The 12877-nt window shown below is 57.7% G+C and carries 12 protein-coding genes; 7 read left to right on the top strand and 5 right to left on the bottom strand.

What is annotated here, in order from left to right:
• Positions 1 to 665 (top strand): transposase (locus ACI3K0_RS23795; RefSeq protein WP_404946364.1); only part of this gene is annotated, 665 nt, incomplete at its 5' end.
• 39 nt (positions 666 to 704) lie between these two features.
• Here the strand turns inward: ACI3K0_RS23795 and ACI3K0_RS23800 are convergent.
• The 4 genes from ACI3K0_RS23800 to ACI3K0_RS23815 form a co-directional block, all read right to left on the bottom strand.
• Positions 705 to 1448 (bottom strand): HAD-IIA family hydrolase, encoded by a 744-nt coding sequence (locus ACI3K0_RS23800; RefSeq protein WP_148147939.1) that lies wholly within the window; start codon positions 1446 to 1448, stop codon positions 705 to 707.
• A gap of 38 nt (positions 1449 to 1486) precedes the next feature.
• A complete protein-coding gene (locus ACI3K0_RS23805) occupies positions 1487 to 2293 on the bottom strand; it encodes a transglutaminase family protein (RefSeq protein ID WP_206829065.1) in 807 nt (268 codons plus the stop codon).
• A 77-nt stretch (positions 2294 to 2370) separates the two neighbouring features.
• Positions 2371 to 3267 carry a transglutaminase family protein gene (locus ACI3K0_RS23810; protein WP_206829064.1) on the bottom strand — a complete coding sequence of 299 codons (897 nt, stop codon included), beginning with the start codon at positions 3265 to 3267 and terminating at the stop codon, positions 2371 to 2373.
• Between the two features lie 1008 nt (positions 3268 to 4275).
• Entirely contained in the window at positions 4276 to 4518 is a 243-nt protein-coding gene (locus tag ACI3K0_RS23815; RefSeq protein WP_206829063.1) for a hypothetical protein, read from the bottom strand.
• A gap of 331 nt (positions 4519 to 4849) precedes the next feature.
• Between ACI3K0_RS23815 and ACI3K0_RS23820 the strand changes: the two genes are divergently transcribed.
• The 6 genes from ACI3K0_RS23820 to ACI3K0_RS23845 are packed head-to-tail and all read left to right on the top strand — an operon-like array spanning position 4850 to position 11264.
• Entirely contained in the window at positions 4850 to 5839 is a 990-nt protein-coding gene (locus ACI3K0_RS23820) for a sugar phosphate isomerase/epimerase family protein (RefSeq protein WP_404946365.1), read from the top strand.
• 52 nt (positions 5840 to 5891) lie between these two features.
• A complete protein-coding gene (locus tag ACI3K0_RS23825) occupies positions 5892 to 6953 on the top strand; it encodes a substrate-binding domain-containing protein (protein ID WP_404946366.1) in 1062 nt (353 codons plus the stop codon).
• Between the two features lie 58 nt (positions 6954 to 7011).
• Positions 7012 to 8550 (top strand): sugar ABC transporter ATP-binding protein, encoded by a 1539-nt coding sequence (locus ACI3K0_RS23830; RefSeq protein WP_404946367.1) that lies wholly within the window; start codon positions 7012 to 7014, stop codon positions 8548 to 8550.
• A complete protein-coding gene (locus ACI3K0_RS23835; RefSeq protein WP_148147922.1) occupies positions 8543 to 9517 on the top strand; it encodes an ABC transporter permease in 975 nt (324 codons plus the stop codon). The genes ACI3K0_RS23830 and ACI3K0_RS23835 overlap by 8 nt, the downstream gene beginning before the upstream one ends.
• Positions 9514 to 10389, top strand: coding sequence for a MurR/RpiR family transcriptional regulator (locus ACI3K0_RS23840; RefSeq protein ID WP_148147921.1), 876 nt, complete (start codon positions 9514 to 9516; stop codon positions 10387 to 10389). Before ACI3K0_RS23835 ends, ACI3K0_RS23840 begins: the two co-directional genes overlap by 4 nt.
• Entirely contained in the window at positions 10386 to 11264 is an 879-nt protein-coding gene (locus ACI3K0_RS23845) for a ribokinase (protein WP_206829058.1), read from the top strand. The genes ACI3K0_RS23840 and ACI3K0_RS23845 overlap by 4 nt, the downstream gene beginning before the upstream one ends.
• 164 nt (positions 11265 to 11428) lie before the next feature.
• Here the strand turns inward: ACI3K0_RS23845 and ACI3K0_RS23850 are convergent, their stop codons facing one another.
• Positions 11429 to 12844, bottom strand: a complete 1416-nt coding sequence (locus ACI3K0_RS23850) for an aldehyde dehydrogenase family protein (RefSeq protein ID WP_148147919.1) — start codon at positions 12842 to 12844, stop codon at positions 11429 to 11431.
• Positions 12845 to 12877: the final 33 nt, after the last annotated feature.

The following is a 12877-nucleotide window of genomic DNA, read 5'->3' on the forward strand; positions in this document are numbered from 1 at the left end:
CACCTCGAGACAGAAACCGGGCAGCGCTGAATAAGACATCGCCACTCTATTTTGAAGCTTTCCTGGCTGAATGCTGGAAAGATGGAAATCGGGTTGGGCGCCATCTGTTTTACGACATCAAGAACCGCGGTTATACCGGCAGCCGCTCAAATCTCGAGCGCTTGCTGAAAGTGTGGCGTGAAGTCGAAAACATTCAACTCGACGAGCCGCCTCCGGAAATGGATGTTTCAGAACCCGTCCGCGATCCTGATACAGGCCATATGATTTCCTCCGTGGTGGCCGCAGCTTTGTGCATAAAACCGCGCGGCCTGCTGACAGATCTTCAGGCCAGAAAGGTCAATGCATTGAAGCAGGGCTCTCGAGCGTTCGCGATTATGCGTGGCTTGGCTATGCGCTTCAACGGCATCTTGCGCAGCACGAGCTCGCAGGCACTGGATGAATGGATCGACGATGCCGTCGACACCGAGCTCACGGCAATCATGCGTTTCGCCAGCGTTTTGCGCCATGATATTGATGCCGTAAAAAATGCAATCGAACTCCCCTGGAGCAACGGTCAAGCCGAAGGTCAGATCAACCGCCTCAAGGTACTGAAGCGAGCAATGTACGGTCGCGCCGGCCCGGAACTGATGAGTGCGAGAATGATGCCGCTGAATTGCAGAAAGTGAGGATGAACCCTTTATTATTAGACGCGTGCCCATCCCGTGCTACGAGACGTGGGCGAGCAAATCCGCAACCGAATCAATCACTAGCTTTGGCCGGAACGGGTAGCGCGCAATTTCTGCTCTGTCGGCAATGCCACTGAGGACGAGCACGGTGTGCAAGCCTGCCTCGATGCCGGCAACGATGTCCGTATCCATGCGATCGCCAATCATGCCGGTACCTTCTGAATGCACGCCGAGTTTGTTGAGGGCAGAACGGAACATCATAGGGTTTGGCTTGCCGACTATATAAGGCTCGCGGCTGGTCGCACGCGTGATCAGTGCCGCGACGGCGCCCGTTGCGGGAAGAGCGCCTTCGGCGCTCGGTCCTGTGGCATCAGGGTTTGTTGCGATAAACCGGGCACCCATATTGATCAAACGAATGGCTTTGGTGATTGCCTCGAACGAGTAGGAACGGGTTTCGCCAAGCACGACATAGTCGGGATCGGTGTCGGTCATGATGAAGCCCGCCTCGTGGATGGCAGTGGTCAGCCCGGCTTCTCCGATAACAAATGCTTTGCCGGCAGGGGTCTGGTCCTTAAGAAAAGCAGCCGTTGCCAACGCCGAGGTCCAGATGCGCTCTTCCGGCACCTCCAGTCCACTGTTGTGCAACCGGGCACTAAGATCGCGAGGCGTATAGATCGAATTGTTGGTCAGGACCAGGAACGGTGTATCGGTCGCTCGCCAGTGCTGTATGAGTTCGACCGCGCCTGGGATTGCCTTGTTTTCATGCACCAGTACGCCGTCCATATCGGTCAACCAGGATTTTATATTATGTCTGCTCACCTTCAGAGAGCCTCCTCGGCTTTAACTTCGAAACGGGATAATTTCGCTGTTCCGAACGCGGTTGTAAGTGCCACGTCGGTTGCGTCACGACCGGTCGCCATCAGAATTCGGCCGACGCGCGGCGTATTATGTCTGGCATCGACTGTATGCCAATGTCCACCCAAGTAAACTTCGAACCAGGCACTAAAATCCATCGGATTCGGGTCCTTTGGCACGCCGATATCGCCGAGATATCCGGTGCAGTAACGGGCTGGTATATTCATGCAACGGCACAGCGTTATGGCGAGATGGGCGAAGTCACGGCAAACGCCCACGCGGTCCGTATATCCACCAAAAGCCGTCCGAAGGGGATCAGCTTTCTTATAATCAAACTTGATATGGCCGTGCGCGAAATCGAGAATTGCCTTCACTCGTGGCCAGCCGAACGGGGTGGAAGAAAATTGCGCCCACGCAAAGTCAGCCAGATGATCGGTATCGCAATAGCGGCTGCCAAGTAGATAGACCAAGACGTCGTCGGGCAGATCCTTGATCTCATGCTGGCAGGCGTTTTGTGGAATGGGATCCGGCAGACCGCCGTCATAGATTTCGAACTCAGTCGATATCGTCGTAAGCCCGGCTGGCGCAACAATTCGGCTACAGGCATTGCCGAAGCCATCGATATAACCCCATGCCTCGATCGCTCGGTCGAAATTCAATGTCTGCTCGGTCAGTAGATCCGCGCGCCGGGACGGATGAATATTCAGGACGAGTAACATTGGGGTGGATCGGTCGCACTCATATCCAAGATGGAAGCCGGCACGTATTTTCATCATAAAATCCCTTCGCGCCGGCGAATTGCCGTGAGACTTGGTTGTGCTGCAACGTTGGGGTGAGCAATGCGTTCCAATCAGCTGATCTCGGCTAAGATACGAGCGTCCGTGGTGACATTGACTTGGACGGACATGCTCTCGTAGTCGGCGGCTGTTCCGTCGTAACTTCCCCACAGAGGCATCGCTTGCTTCGGATCGCGCGCCACGCCAACACGGATGAGATCACGGTTGCCGACGATACCATTGGTGGGGTCAAACTCCGCCCAACCTGCGCCGGGCAAATAAATCTGGCACCACGCATGGGTGGAGCCGCCGCCGAGAGTGGTCGATCCGTCACGGTCTGGAACGTAAATATAGCCGGTGACGAATCTTGCCGCGAACCCAAGTGATCTTGCGGCCTCCATCATCAGCAGCGCAAAGTCGCGGCATGTCCCTCGACGAAGCCTAAGTGTCTCGGTCGGCGCTTGCGTTCCATGCTCGTGTCGTCGGGCATAGACGAAACCCTCATGAATGGCGTAGCACATCGTCATCAGTAGATGACCAGTGTCGGTGGACTGTCCGATCCGCACGAATTGCCGCGCCCATTTGCTTACCTGGTCATCCGGGTCGGCATAGTGGCGTTGGATGGTTCGCTCTAGGTCAAGCGCTTCGTCTGTGTCGTATGAAAAAGGATAGGTCAAAGCCTCCTCGTCAATCTGCAGATCGATTGCGACGTAAGGCGTATGGTCAAGCCGAATGATGGTTTCGAAACGAAGCTCATCTGCGGGCTGCGCAAACCCGATCACCGCGACACAATTTCCAAACACGTCGTGGATCCAGCGAATGTATTTTGGTTCCGGGTCAATCAGGAGACGGGAACTGAGCAATGTCTGATCGAAACTGTCCCTTGGTCTGAAAAGCAGCTTGTGGTCTCCGAACTCGACCGGCCGCTTATAGCGATAAGACGTGATGTGTCGGACGGAAAATATAGTCATCGATCACCGATGCGGTTTGTGAGGTCCAGGCCGAGTTATCACCTTTAACACTCACGGAGAGCAGATGCATCGTTGCATTCCCCCTAACTGCTTCATGACCTCGCCGAACAGATCGAGCAATTGCTCATGATGGTACTCCTGGTCTGCCTTGGATCCATTGCAGCACGTGGCCGGCTTATGGCTCACCATCGATTGGCGGCTGATCGTTGTCGCTGTTCTCGCGCGTTCTGGTTCGCCCTTTGTTGGGTTGGATATCTTTTATAGGATCAGGACAATTTCACGAAGAGGAGATCATAATCGCTGTATCCGGCATCCGCGGTCTTAAGTCTATCTATTATCTTGTCTATGCGACTGCTCATGCGGAATTCCTAGGTGCGGAGACCGTCTGGGCGACCGTGCTTTTAATCGTCGTTGCGTCAATTTTCATTCATGGTGTTGCCGTCACACCAACAATGAGAGGGATCGATGATGGACGGTCAAGCAGGCAGATCAAAGCATAGCGAATTCAAACAACGAGTCGAGGATTCGTTTCTCTGAAAGGCAGGGGAAAACACACGGCCGAATTTTCTAATGTTGGTAGACCCAAGGTTCTACGAGCCGATTGTGCCGGTCTTGCCGCTTGGGAACGATTTCCAACGACAACCGGTCGTCAATCCAATCCCGCAGCATGTCTTCCCTGTCGAGGAGCTTCCGTCTCGCTTCTCCGTCACGCTCGCACAGGAGAGCTTCCTTAATGCCGAGGATTGCTGCGCGTTCGGACATTATCTTGGCATGCATGTGTACCCAACGCAGGAACTGGAGGGCCGACGGGGGTCACGTGCCAAAGATCTGCCTAAAGCTCGGCATAAGATCGCGCAACCTCCGGCTCCGCCAGGTTCGAGCCATGCCAGATCGCCAGCGGCAATGGGTCTGTCATCCCGCAGAGAATCTCGGCGATGTAGCCGGCGGCAATAAAGGCGCGTCTGAGGGTCGTTGCGGCTTGTACCATGCGGCCGGCAGCGATTTCGATCAGCGCAGCCTCGTATTGATAGGGCGGAAGTGATCCCCTTCCTTTTTCAGGATACGGGATGCGCGCGTGGCTTCACCGGCGCGCAGATACTCTGATGTTATCAAAAAGCGAATCCCCTGATTGTCGTTCGGGTTCCACTTGAGCATGCCCTGCATTACTTCGATCGTCCGTTGCCGTCTGCCCAAGGTGTTGGTGGCAAAGCGCCACTCCTTAAGCGGCGCGTAGAAATGGCCGGTTTTCAAGCCAACCCCATTCAAATCACGCTACGGTATTTGGAGGGGAACTCGCGCAAGCCTTTGAAGGCCGCATGGCGAAGCTCTCCGTAGGCAGTCCAAGAGCGGAACTATCTCGTCAACGCATAGCTCTCGTGGCTCAGCCACTCGTTGACCAGCCTCTCGCTGGAAAAGACCACAGTCAAATGCCGCACATAATTGCTTGAATTGCGGGCATGCGTTGCGTCTTAAGAATACAATCCGCACACGCATGTTGCATTGCAGAAACTATTTTTCTTTACAAATCATAATGAATTTGTGAAGTTTGGCTATCTGATCATTTTCGATAGGGCCAAAGACATTGTCGAACCTCCGTTTTGCCACCCGCCTCAACTCCTTCGCTTCGAACCCTGCGGGCGAATGGCCGGACCTAAAGGGCAAGCCGACGGTCCTGCAGATGGCAGCGCGTGCCGGCAAGGTTGATGGCTTGACGGATCTGGACCTCAATTATCCTGATCACGTTGGTGAAAAGCCGACTGAGCTAAAGCGCAAGCTCGAAGACATGGGCCTGGCAATCAACGGCTTTGCCATGCGCTACTACACCAATCCGGCGTTCAAGCTCGGCGCCTTCACCCATCCCGACAAATCGGTTCGCCGTGAAGCGATCGACCTGACCAAGGCTGGCATCGATGCCGCCCGCGAAGCAGGTTCCAACCTGATGACCATCTGGCTTGGCCAAGACGGTTTCGATTACGCCTTCCAGGCGGACTATGATCGCATCTGGCAACACGAAATCGACGGAATTCGTGAAGTTTGCGAGCACGACGCCGACTGCCTGATCTCGATCGAATACAAGCCCAACGAGCCGCGCTCCTACAGCCTGATGCCGGATTGCGCCACGACGCTTCTGGCCATCAAAGAAACCGGATGTGCCAACCTCGGCGTCACGCTCGATTTCGCGCATGTGCTTTATGCCGACGAGCAGCCGGCTTTCGCCGCTGCCATGATCGCCCGCCACAGCCGTCTGCTCGGCGTTCACCTCAATGACGGTTATGCCAAGCGCGATGACGGTCTGATGGTCGGTGCGGTGCACTCGATCCAGACCATCGAACTGCTGCGCCAGATCCGTCGTGACGGCTACGATGGTGCGATTTATTTCGACACTTTCCCGGACATGACCGGCCTCGATCCGGTTCATGAATGCGAAGTCAACGTTCAGACCGTCAAGCGCATGCTGAGGGTCGTTGATCGCCTCGAAGGCGACAACCGCCTCGGCAGCGCGATCGACCGTCAGGATGCCGTCACCGCGCAGTCGATTATTCAGGAGGCAATGCTCGGCGACGTCGCTTGAAGAGGCTCCAAGAGACATCTTCTATTCCAACAACCACACCTGGGAGGATACCATGAACAGACACCTGAAATCCGCCATTGCCGCCATGGCGCTGGCGCTGATGGCAAGCGCGGCCTTCGCGCAGGAGCTTGCACCGCTCAACTCGGATACCGAAAAGGACCGGGTTGACTGGTCGCAGCTTGAAGCGAAATACGGCGCGTTTCCGAAAATTCCGGAGGGCACGCGCGCCGGCGGCGTTTCCAAGACGCTCACCAACGAATACTGGCGTTCACTCGGCGAAGGTTACGAGAAGTTCGGTGAGAAGGCTGGCGCGACCGTTGCCTATCAGGCAGCGCAGAGCGAAGGCGATCAGCTGGGTCAGCTGACGATTGCCGAAGGCATGGTCACCACCGGCTTCAACGTAATTCTCGTGTCACCGCAGACCGATGCCAACCTGCAGCCGGTCATGGAACAGGCCAAGGAAGCCAACATCCCCGTCGTCAACGTGAACGATGCCGTCGTGCCGCAGGCCGAGCACTATGTCGGCAACGTCCAGCGCGACAACGGTGTACGTGTTGCCAAGTGGTTCATCGACAACCGTCCCGAAGGCGGCAAGGTCGCCATTATCGAAGGCCAGGCCGGCGTGTTTGCCGCTGTCCAGCGCACGGCGGGCTTCAAGTCCACGATCGGCGAGAACTCCAAGTTCCAGGTCGTTGCCAGCGTTCCGGGTAACTGGGATCGCCAGCAGTCCTACGATGCCGCCACCAACATTCTTCAGCAGAACCCCGACCTCGTCGGCTTCTATTGCAACAATGACGGCATGGCACTCGGCGTCATCGAGGCGGTCAAGGCTGCGGGCCTGCTCGGCAAGGTCGCCGTGTTCGGCACCGATGGCATTTCCGACGCCTACAAGTCGATCGAAGCCGGCGAGCTGACCGGTACGGTCGACAGCTTCCCGATCCTGACCGGTGAAGTGGCGATGGAAACGGCACTTCGTCTCGTCGCAGGCCAGAAAGTGGCACGTGTCGTCGCCACGCCGCAGGCGCTGATCACCAAGGACAACCTTGCCAAGTATAAGGGCGACGGCGTCGATGTCCGACCCGTGTTGATGAAGGATGCTGCGTCCGCTCAGTAATCGCAACAGGAGCCGGTCCTCCCGAGACCGGCTCCCCTCCTTTGATGAAAGCACCGAGATGACGACAACGGCTCGCCTCAAGTTCAAGGGCATCACCAAGACCTTTCCAAGCGTAAAGGCGCTTTCGGACGCAACTTTTTCCATAAAGCCCGGTGAAGTTCACGCTCTTCTCGGCGAAAACGGCGCCGGCAAATCGACGCTGCTGCGCATTCTGTCCGGTGTGTCGCGCCAGACCAGCGGCGAGTTTTACGTCGATGGCATGCTTGCCACGTTCAAGAGCCCCGAGGATGCCCGCCGCGCCGGCATCGCCATGATCCATCAGGAGTTGCAGCAGATCCCCAATCTGACCGTGGCGCAGAACATGTTTCTCGGCCATCCGCTGAAGACTGCCGGCGGCTTGCTGGTCAATCGTCGCGAGCAGGAAAAGCGCGCGGCCGCAGCGCTTGCTATGATCGACCCGTCGATCGACCCTTCGACGCCGATCAAGAACCTGAAGGTGGCGCAGCGGCAGATCGTCGAGATCGCCCGCGCCCTGCTGGAAAACGCCAAGATCGTCGCAATGGACGAACCGACGTCCAGCCTGACGCCGGCCGAATTCGAGAGCCTCGCGGTTATCATCGAGAAGATGGCGGCCTCCGGCGTGGCGATCATCTATGTCTCGCACAAGATGGATGAGGTTTTCCGCATCTGCCACCAGGGCACCGTCATGCGTGACGGCAATGTGGTTGGCACGGTCAACCTGCGCACCGCCGCCCAGTCGGACGTGATCGCGATGATGGTTGGCCGCGAGCTGATGCAGGAAGAACATAATTCGTTTGTGAAGGAGGACGTTCGCGTTGAAGTGCGGGGCCTTTCCTCCGCGGTCACGCATGTCCGCGACGTCTCCTTCACAGTAAGACGCGGCGAAGTCGTCGGCATTGCCGGCCTGGTCGGCTCCGGCCGTACCGAGCTTCTGCGTCTTCTGGCCGGCGTCGACAAGATCGGATCCGGCGAGATCAGCATCGACGGCCGTGCGCTGAAGCTGACAAACCCGCGCTCCGCCATCTCTGCCGGGATCGGTCTGTTGCCGGAAGAGCGCAAGCGCGAGGGCATTATCCCCATGCGCCCGGTGTCGCTGAACATGGCGCTGCCGTCCTTGCGGAAATTCGCAAAGGTCGGCGTCGTTAGCCATTCGACGGTTAACAATACTGCCGAAACATTGCTGAAGCGGGTCAACCTGCGGCCGTTCCAGATCGATCGTTCGATCAAGCTGTTCAGCGGTGGCAACCAGCAAAAGGCGATCATCGCCCGCTGGCTGGCCGCCGGATCTGAAATCCTGCTGTTCGACGAACCGACACGCGGCATCGATGTCGGTGCCAAGTCCGAAATCTATCATCTGATCGAAAACCTTGCCGCCGAAGGCAAGTCCGTCATCGTCGTCTCCTCGGAACTTCCCGAGGTTATCCGGCTGTCGGACCGGGTCATCGTCATGCGCAACGGCCGCATCGCCGCCCAGCTGGAACGACACGAGCTGACGGAACAGGCCATCGTCTCGCACGCCGTCGGCGATGCCGAGCCAAATACCTATTCCTCGACGCAGGAGCACACCCATGTCTGATATCGCCGCCGAAACGCCCAAGCGTTCCTCGAAACTCTTCAGCTCGTTCTCGCTGCGTGATGCCGGTACGCTCATCGGCCTGATCATCATCATGGCAGTGTTTGCGGCGCTGGTGCCGGGCTTCCTGTCCGAGCGTAACCTCATCAACATCCTGCAGCAGTCGAGCATCAATGCCTGCATCGCGCTCGGCATGACGCTGGTCATCATTTCCGGCGGCATCGACCTTTCAGTCGGCCCGACGGCTGCGATTTCCGCCGTTCTGACGGCCGCTCTTCTTGTCACGGGCGTGCCCGTGCCGGTGGCGCTGCTTGCCGGTCTCGGCATCGGTGCCTTCTGCGGTCTCGTCAACGGCGTGCTGGTTGCCTATGTCGGCCTTCAGCCGTTCATCGTCACGCTCGGAACGCTCAGCACGTACCGCGCCATCGCGCTGATCTATACGGGCGGCAATCCGGTTCTCGGCGTGCCGCAGAGCTTCCGGTCTTTGTTCAACGGCAATGTCGCCGGCATCCCGAACTCGGTCATCATCGTTGCGGTGGTCGCCTTCGGCGCTTGGGTCCTGCTCAAGAAGACGCCGATTGGTGAATATCTTCTCGCCGTCGGTGGCAACGAAGAAGCCTCTTATGTCGCCGGTGTGCCGATCGCGCTCACCAAGATTACCGCTTATGTGATCTCCGGTGTTCTGGCCGCGCTGGCCTCTTTCATCCTGATCGGCCGCCTTGGCGCGGCAGAGCCTATCCTCGGCAATCTGTGGGAACTCGATGCGATTGCGGCTGCCGCCATCGGTGGTGCGTCGCTGATGGGTGGCAAGGGATCGATCGTCGGCACCATCCTCGGCGCCATCATTCTCGGTGCCATGCGCAACGGTTTGACGTTGATGAACGTTCAGGCTTTCTATCAACTTCTCGCAACCGGCCTTATAATTCTTGTCGCAATGATGATCGATCGCGCGACAAGGGGACGGGGATGAATTCCGACAACATGGATCCGAAGGCAGTGGGCCCGCGCATTCGCATGCGCTTGCCACTGCTGACGCCGCTGGAAGCAAGGGTGGTCGAGACCGTCTTTGCACTGCGCAGCTTCAATGACGACACGTCGCTGAAGGAGATCGCAACCGATGCCGGCGTCTCGGAAGCCATGGTCGTGAAGATCACCAAGAAACTGGGATTCGCGGGTTATCGCGAATTCCGCAATGCGGTTTCCCAGTATAACCGGTTGCCAACGGCGGAAATGCACCAGGAACTGTCCATCGAGGACACGTCCCAGGAAATCATCCAGAAAGTGTTCAGGACGTCGATCCAGGCGCTTGAAGAAACCCTGTCGATCATGGATGTCAAAGCGTTCGATCGTGCTGCAAACCTGATTCATGGTGCGCGTCAGCGCGATTTCTATGGTGTCGGCGGTTCGGCGCAGATCGCCCGCGATGCGGCCCACAAGTTTCTGAGGATCGGCGTGCGCGCCAGCGTCTATGACGATTCCCACATGATGCTGATGTCCGCATCGCTGCTCGGCAATGACGATATTGCTGTCGGGTTCTCGCATTCCGGCAATACGATGGCGGTTATCGAGGCGATGCAGATCGCCAGACGCAACGGTGCCCGCACGATTGCAATCACCAACTATAATGAATCGCCGCTGGCGCAGCATGCCGACGTCGTTCTCTGTTCGACAGCACAGGGTTCGCCGCTGATGGGCGAGAACGCCGCCGCCCGCATCGCCCAGCTCAATATTCTCGACGCCGTATTCGTGGCTGTTGCGCAGCGCGATTACACCGCTGCAGAAAACCATCTCGAAAAGACCATGGCGGCCGTCGCCTCCAAACGGAAAGACAAATTCCTATGACTGCATCCATCCCCGCCGTCGTCGTCTTCGGCAGCTTGCATTACGACATCATCGTCAAAGGTCCGGCGCGCCCGCGCAAGGGCGAAACGGTGACCGGTTCCGCCTGGAACCCGGCCTGCGGCGGCAAGGGTGGAAACCAGGCGGTTTCTGCCGCGAAGGCCGGCGTGCGGTCTGTAATGATCGGTGCCGTGGGTGACGATGATTTTGGCGGCACTCTGACCGCCAATCTTGCCGCAAACGCGGTGGAACTGGATCATGTCAGGGTGATCGCAGGCGCCGCCTCTGGCATGAGCGTGGCAATTTTCGATTCCGAAGGGGATTATGGCGCAGTCATCGTCTCGGGCAGCAATCTTCAGCTCGGGCAAACCGATGTGAAGCAGGCTGCATCGCTGTTTCAGGCGGGCAATATCCTCGTTCTGCAGAACGAAGTGCCGGATCCGGCAAATGTGCTTGCTGCCTCAGCGATGAAAAAAGCAGGCGGTAAGGTTGTTCTGAATGCCGCGCCGGTGAGGGACCTGTCGCCTGAACTGGCGGAGTTGATCGACGTTCTGGTGGTCAACGCGGTCGAGGCGGAAGCGCTGGCCGGTAATGCCGAGGTCGACACGCTCGACGCTGCGATCGCGGCAGCGCGCGTTCTTGCAAAATCATTTCCGGTTGCCGTTGTGACGGCTGGCGGAGCGGGCGTTGCCTACGCGATGCGCGGCGGCGAAGAGGCGTCGATCCCGGCAATCAAAGTCAAACTGGTCAGCACGCATGGCGCAGGCGACGAATTTATCGGCGTATTGGCCGCAAGATTGCTTCAGGAAAATTCGGTCAAAACAGCACTTTTTGCGGCCAACGAAGCCGCGGCGAACCTTGTGAGTTCACAGCGCTGAAAGTCATATAAATTACTGTCCTTAGCTCATTTCATCGCCAAAACAAATAAGTTACCTGATATCGTTCTGGAAATAGAGTTCGATTCCTATCAAGGCCAAAGAGAAGCACCACTCGGGCCAACCGACCGAGTGGTGCTTCTGCCGTACAAAATCGCCGTGCGGCCTTAAGTCAATACCGCCTTCGGCTCCAGAAAAGCATCCAGCCCAAAAGAGCCAAACTCGCGGCCGATGCCAGATTGCTTCATACCGCCAAACGGGGCCAACGGCTCGTGGGGCGCGCCATTGATGACGACGCGGCCACAATCCAGGCGGCTAGCCAGTTTCTGCATTCGCTCCATGTCCGTGCCGTGCAGATATGCCTGAAGCCCGTAGCTCGTGTCGTTGGCGATGTGGATTGCTTCTTCCTCATCTTGGTAAGACAGGACAGAAAGCACCGGTCCAAAGATCTCCTCGCGAGCGATCCGCATATCGTTCGTCACATTCGCGAAAATCGTCGGCTGCGAAAACCAGCCATGGCTGATGCCCTGTGGGCGGCCGGGGCCGCCGGCGATGAGCTCTGCTCCTTCATCGACCCCCAGTCTGATATAAGCTTGTACCCGTTCATACTGTTTCTGACTTACCATCGGGCCGATCATCACGGCCGGATCGGATGGCATACCCGGCTTGAAGGTTGCGATCTCTACCCGCAGTCTCTCGATCACTTCGGCCTTTCTTGCTTCCGACACAAGAACGCGGGTGCCGGCAATGCAGGCCTGGCCGCTGTTCATCAGGCCAACCCGCAAGACCGTGGGAATGGCGCGGTTGAGATCCGCGTCGTCAAGGATGATATTTGGCCCCTTGCCGCCGAGTTCAAGCGTCACTCGCTTCAGGGTTTCCGCACCGGCACGCAGCACCTGTCTACCAACGGCCGTCGAGCCGGTGAACGTCACCTTGGCAATATCGGGATGCCGGCTGAATTCCGCTCCTACAACGTCGCCGCGACCATTGACGATATTAAAGACACCCATCGGAAGGTCTGCTTCATGAAGACATTCGGTGAGCAATTGGGTCTGGACCGCGCTCATCTCGCTCGGCTTGATCACGATCGTCGTGCCGGCCGCGATTGCGGTTGCGAGTTTTGCGCAGATGAAGCCGTAATTGCTATTCCAGGGGGTAATCGCGGCCGTTACTCCGATGGGCTGCATTGTGACCTCAGCCCGTCCGATCCGCCGCGTGAATTTGTAATCCTTGAGCACCTCGGCCATGTGCCGAAAACTGGATGCTGCATGAACGACGGCAAAACCGGTGAAATATTGCGGGGCGCCATATTCCGTCGCCATCGCCTCAGTTAGTTCCGCATTTCGTGCGGCAACGGCGTCGCTCAGGTGTTCAAGCATGGCGATGCGCTCCCGCTTGCCTGTCCGGGCAAAGGCCGGAAAGGCGCGCTTTGCCGCGGCGATCGCGGCCTTGGCATCTTCGACGTCGCCGAGACGCACCGTGCCGATCTTTTCCTCCGTCGAAGGATTTTGGAGATCGGCGATCTCCGTGCCATGCGGGGTTATGAACTGGCCGTCGATATAGATCTTGTCGATGATACGCATCGTCTTCTCCTTGAAAATGATGGGCTTAATCTG

Source organism: Rhizobium sp. ZW T2_16, assembly GCF_044987325.1.
GTDB lineage: Bacteria > Pseudomonadota > Alphaproteobacteria > Rhizobiales > Rhizobiaceae > Neorhizobium > Neorhizobium cellulosilyticum.

Bases quoted from the DNA above. Each gene is read 5' to 3' on its own strand.
- ACI3K0_RS23850 (WP_148147919.1), bottom strand. From the start codon at position 12,844: ATGCGTATCATCGACAAGATCTATATCGACGGCCAGTTCATAACCCCG.
- ACI3K0_RS23805 (WP_206829065.1), bottom strand. From the start codon at position 2,293: ATGAAAATACGTGCCGGCTTCCATCTTGGATATGAGTGCGACCGATCC.
- ACI3K0_RS23845 (WP_206829058.1), top strand. From the start codon at position 10,386: ATGACTGCATCCATCCCCGCCGTCGTCGTCTTCGGCAGCTTGCATTAC.
- ACI3K0_RS23830 (WP_404946367.1), top strand. From the start codon at position 7,012: ATGACGACAACGGCTCGCCTCAAGTTCAAGGGCATCACCAAGACCTTT.
- ACI3K0_RS23840 (WP_148147921.1), top strand. From the start codon at position 9,514: ATGAATTCCGACAACATGGATCCGAAGGCAGTGGGCCCGCGCATTCGC.
- ACI3K0_RS23835 (WP_148147922.1), top strand. From the start codon at position 8,543: ATGTCTGATATCGCCGCCGAAACGCCCAAGCGTTCCTCGAAACTCTTC.
- ACI3K0_RS23825 (WP_404946366.1), top strand. From the start codon at position 5,892: ATGAACAGACACCTGAAATCCGCCATTGCCGCCATGGCGCTGGCGCTG.
- ACI3K0_RS23810 (WP_206829064.1), bottom strand. From the start codon at position 3,267: ATGACTATATTTTCCGTCCGACACATCACGTCTTATCGCTATAAGCGG.
- ACI3K0_RS23800 (WP_148147939.1), bottom strand. From the start codon at position 1,448: ATGGACGGCGTACTGGTGCATGAAAACAAGGCAATCCCAGGCGCGGTC.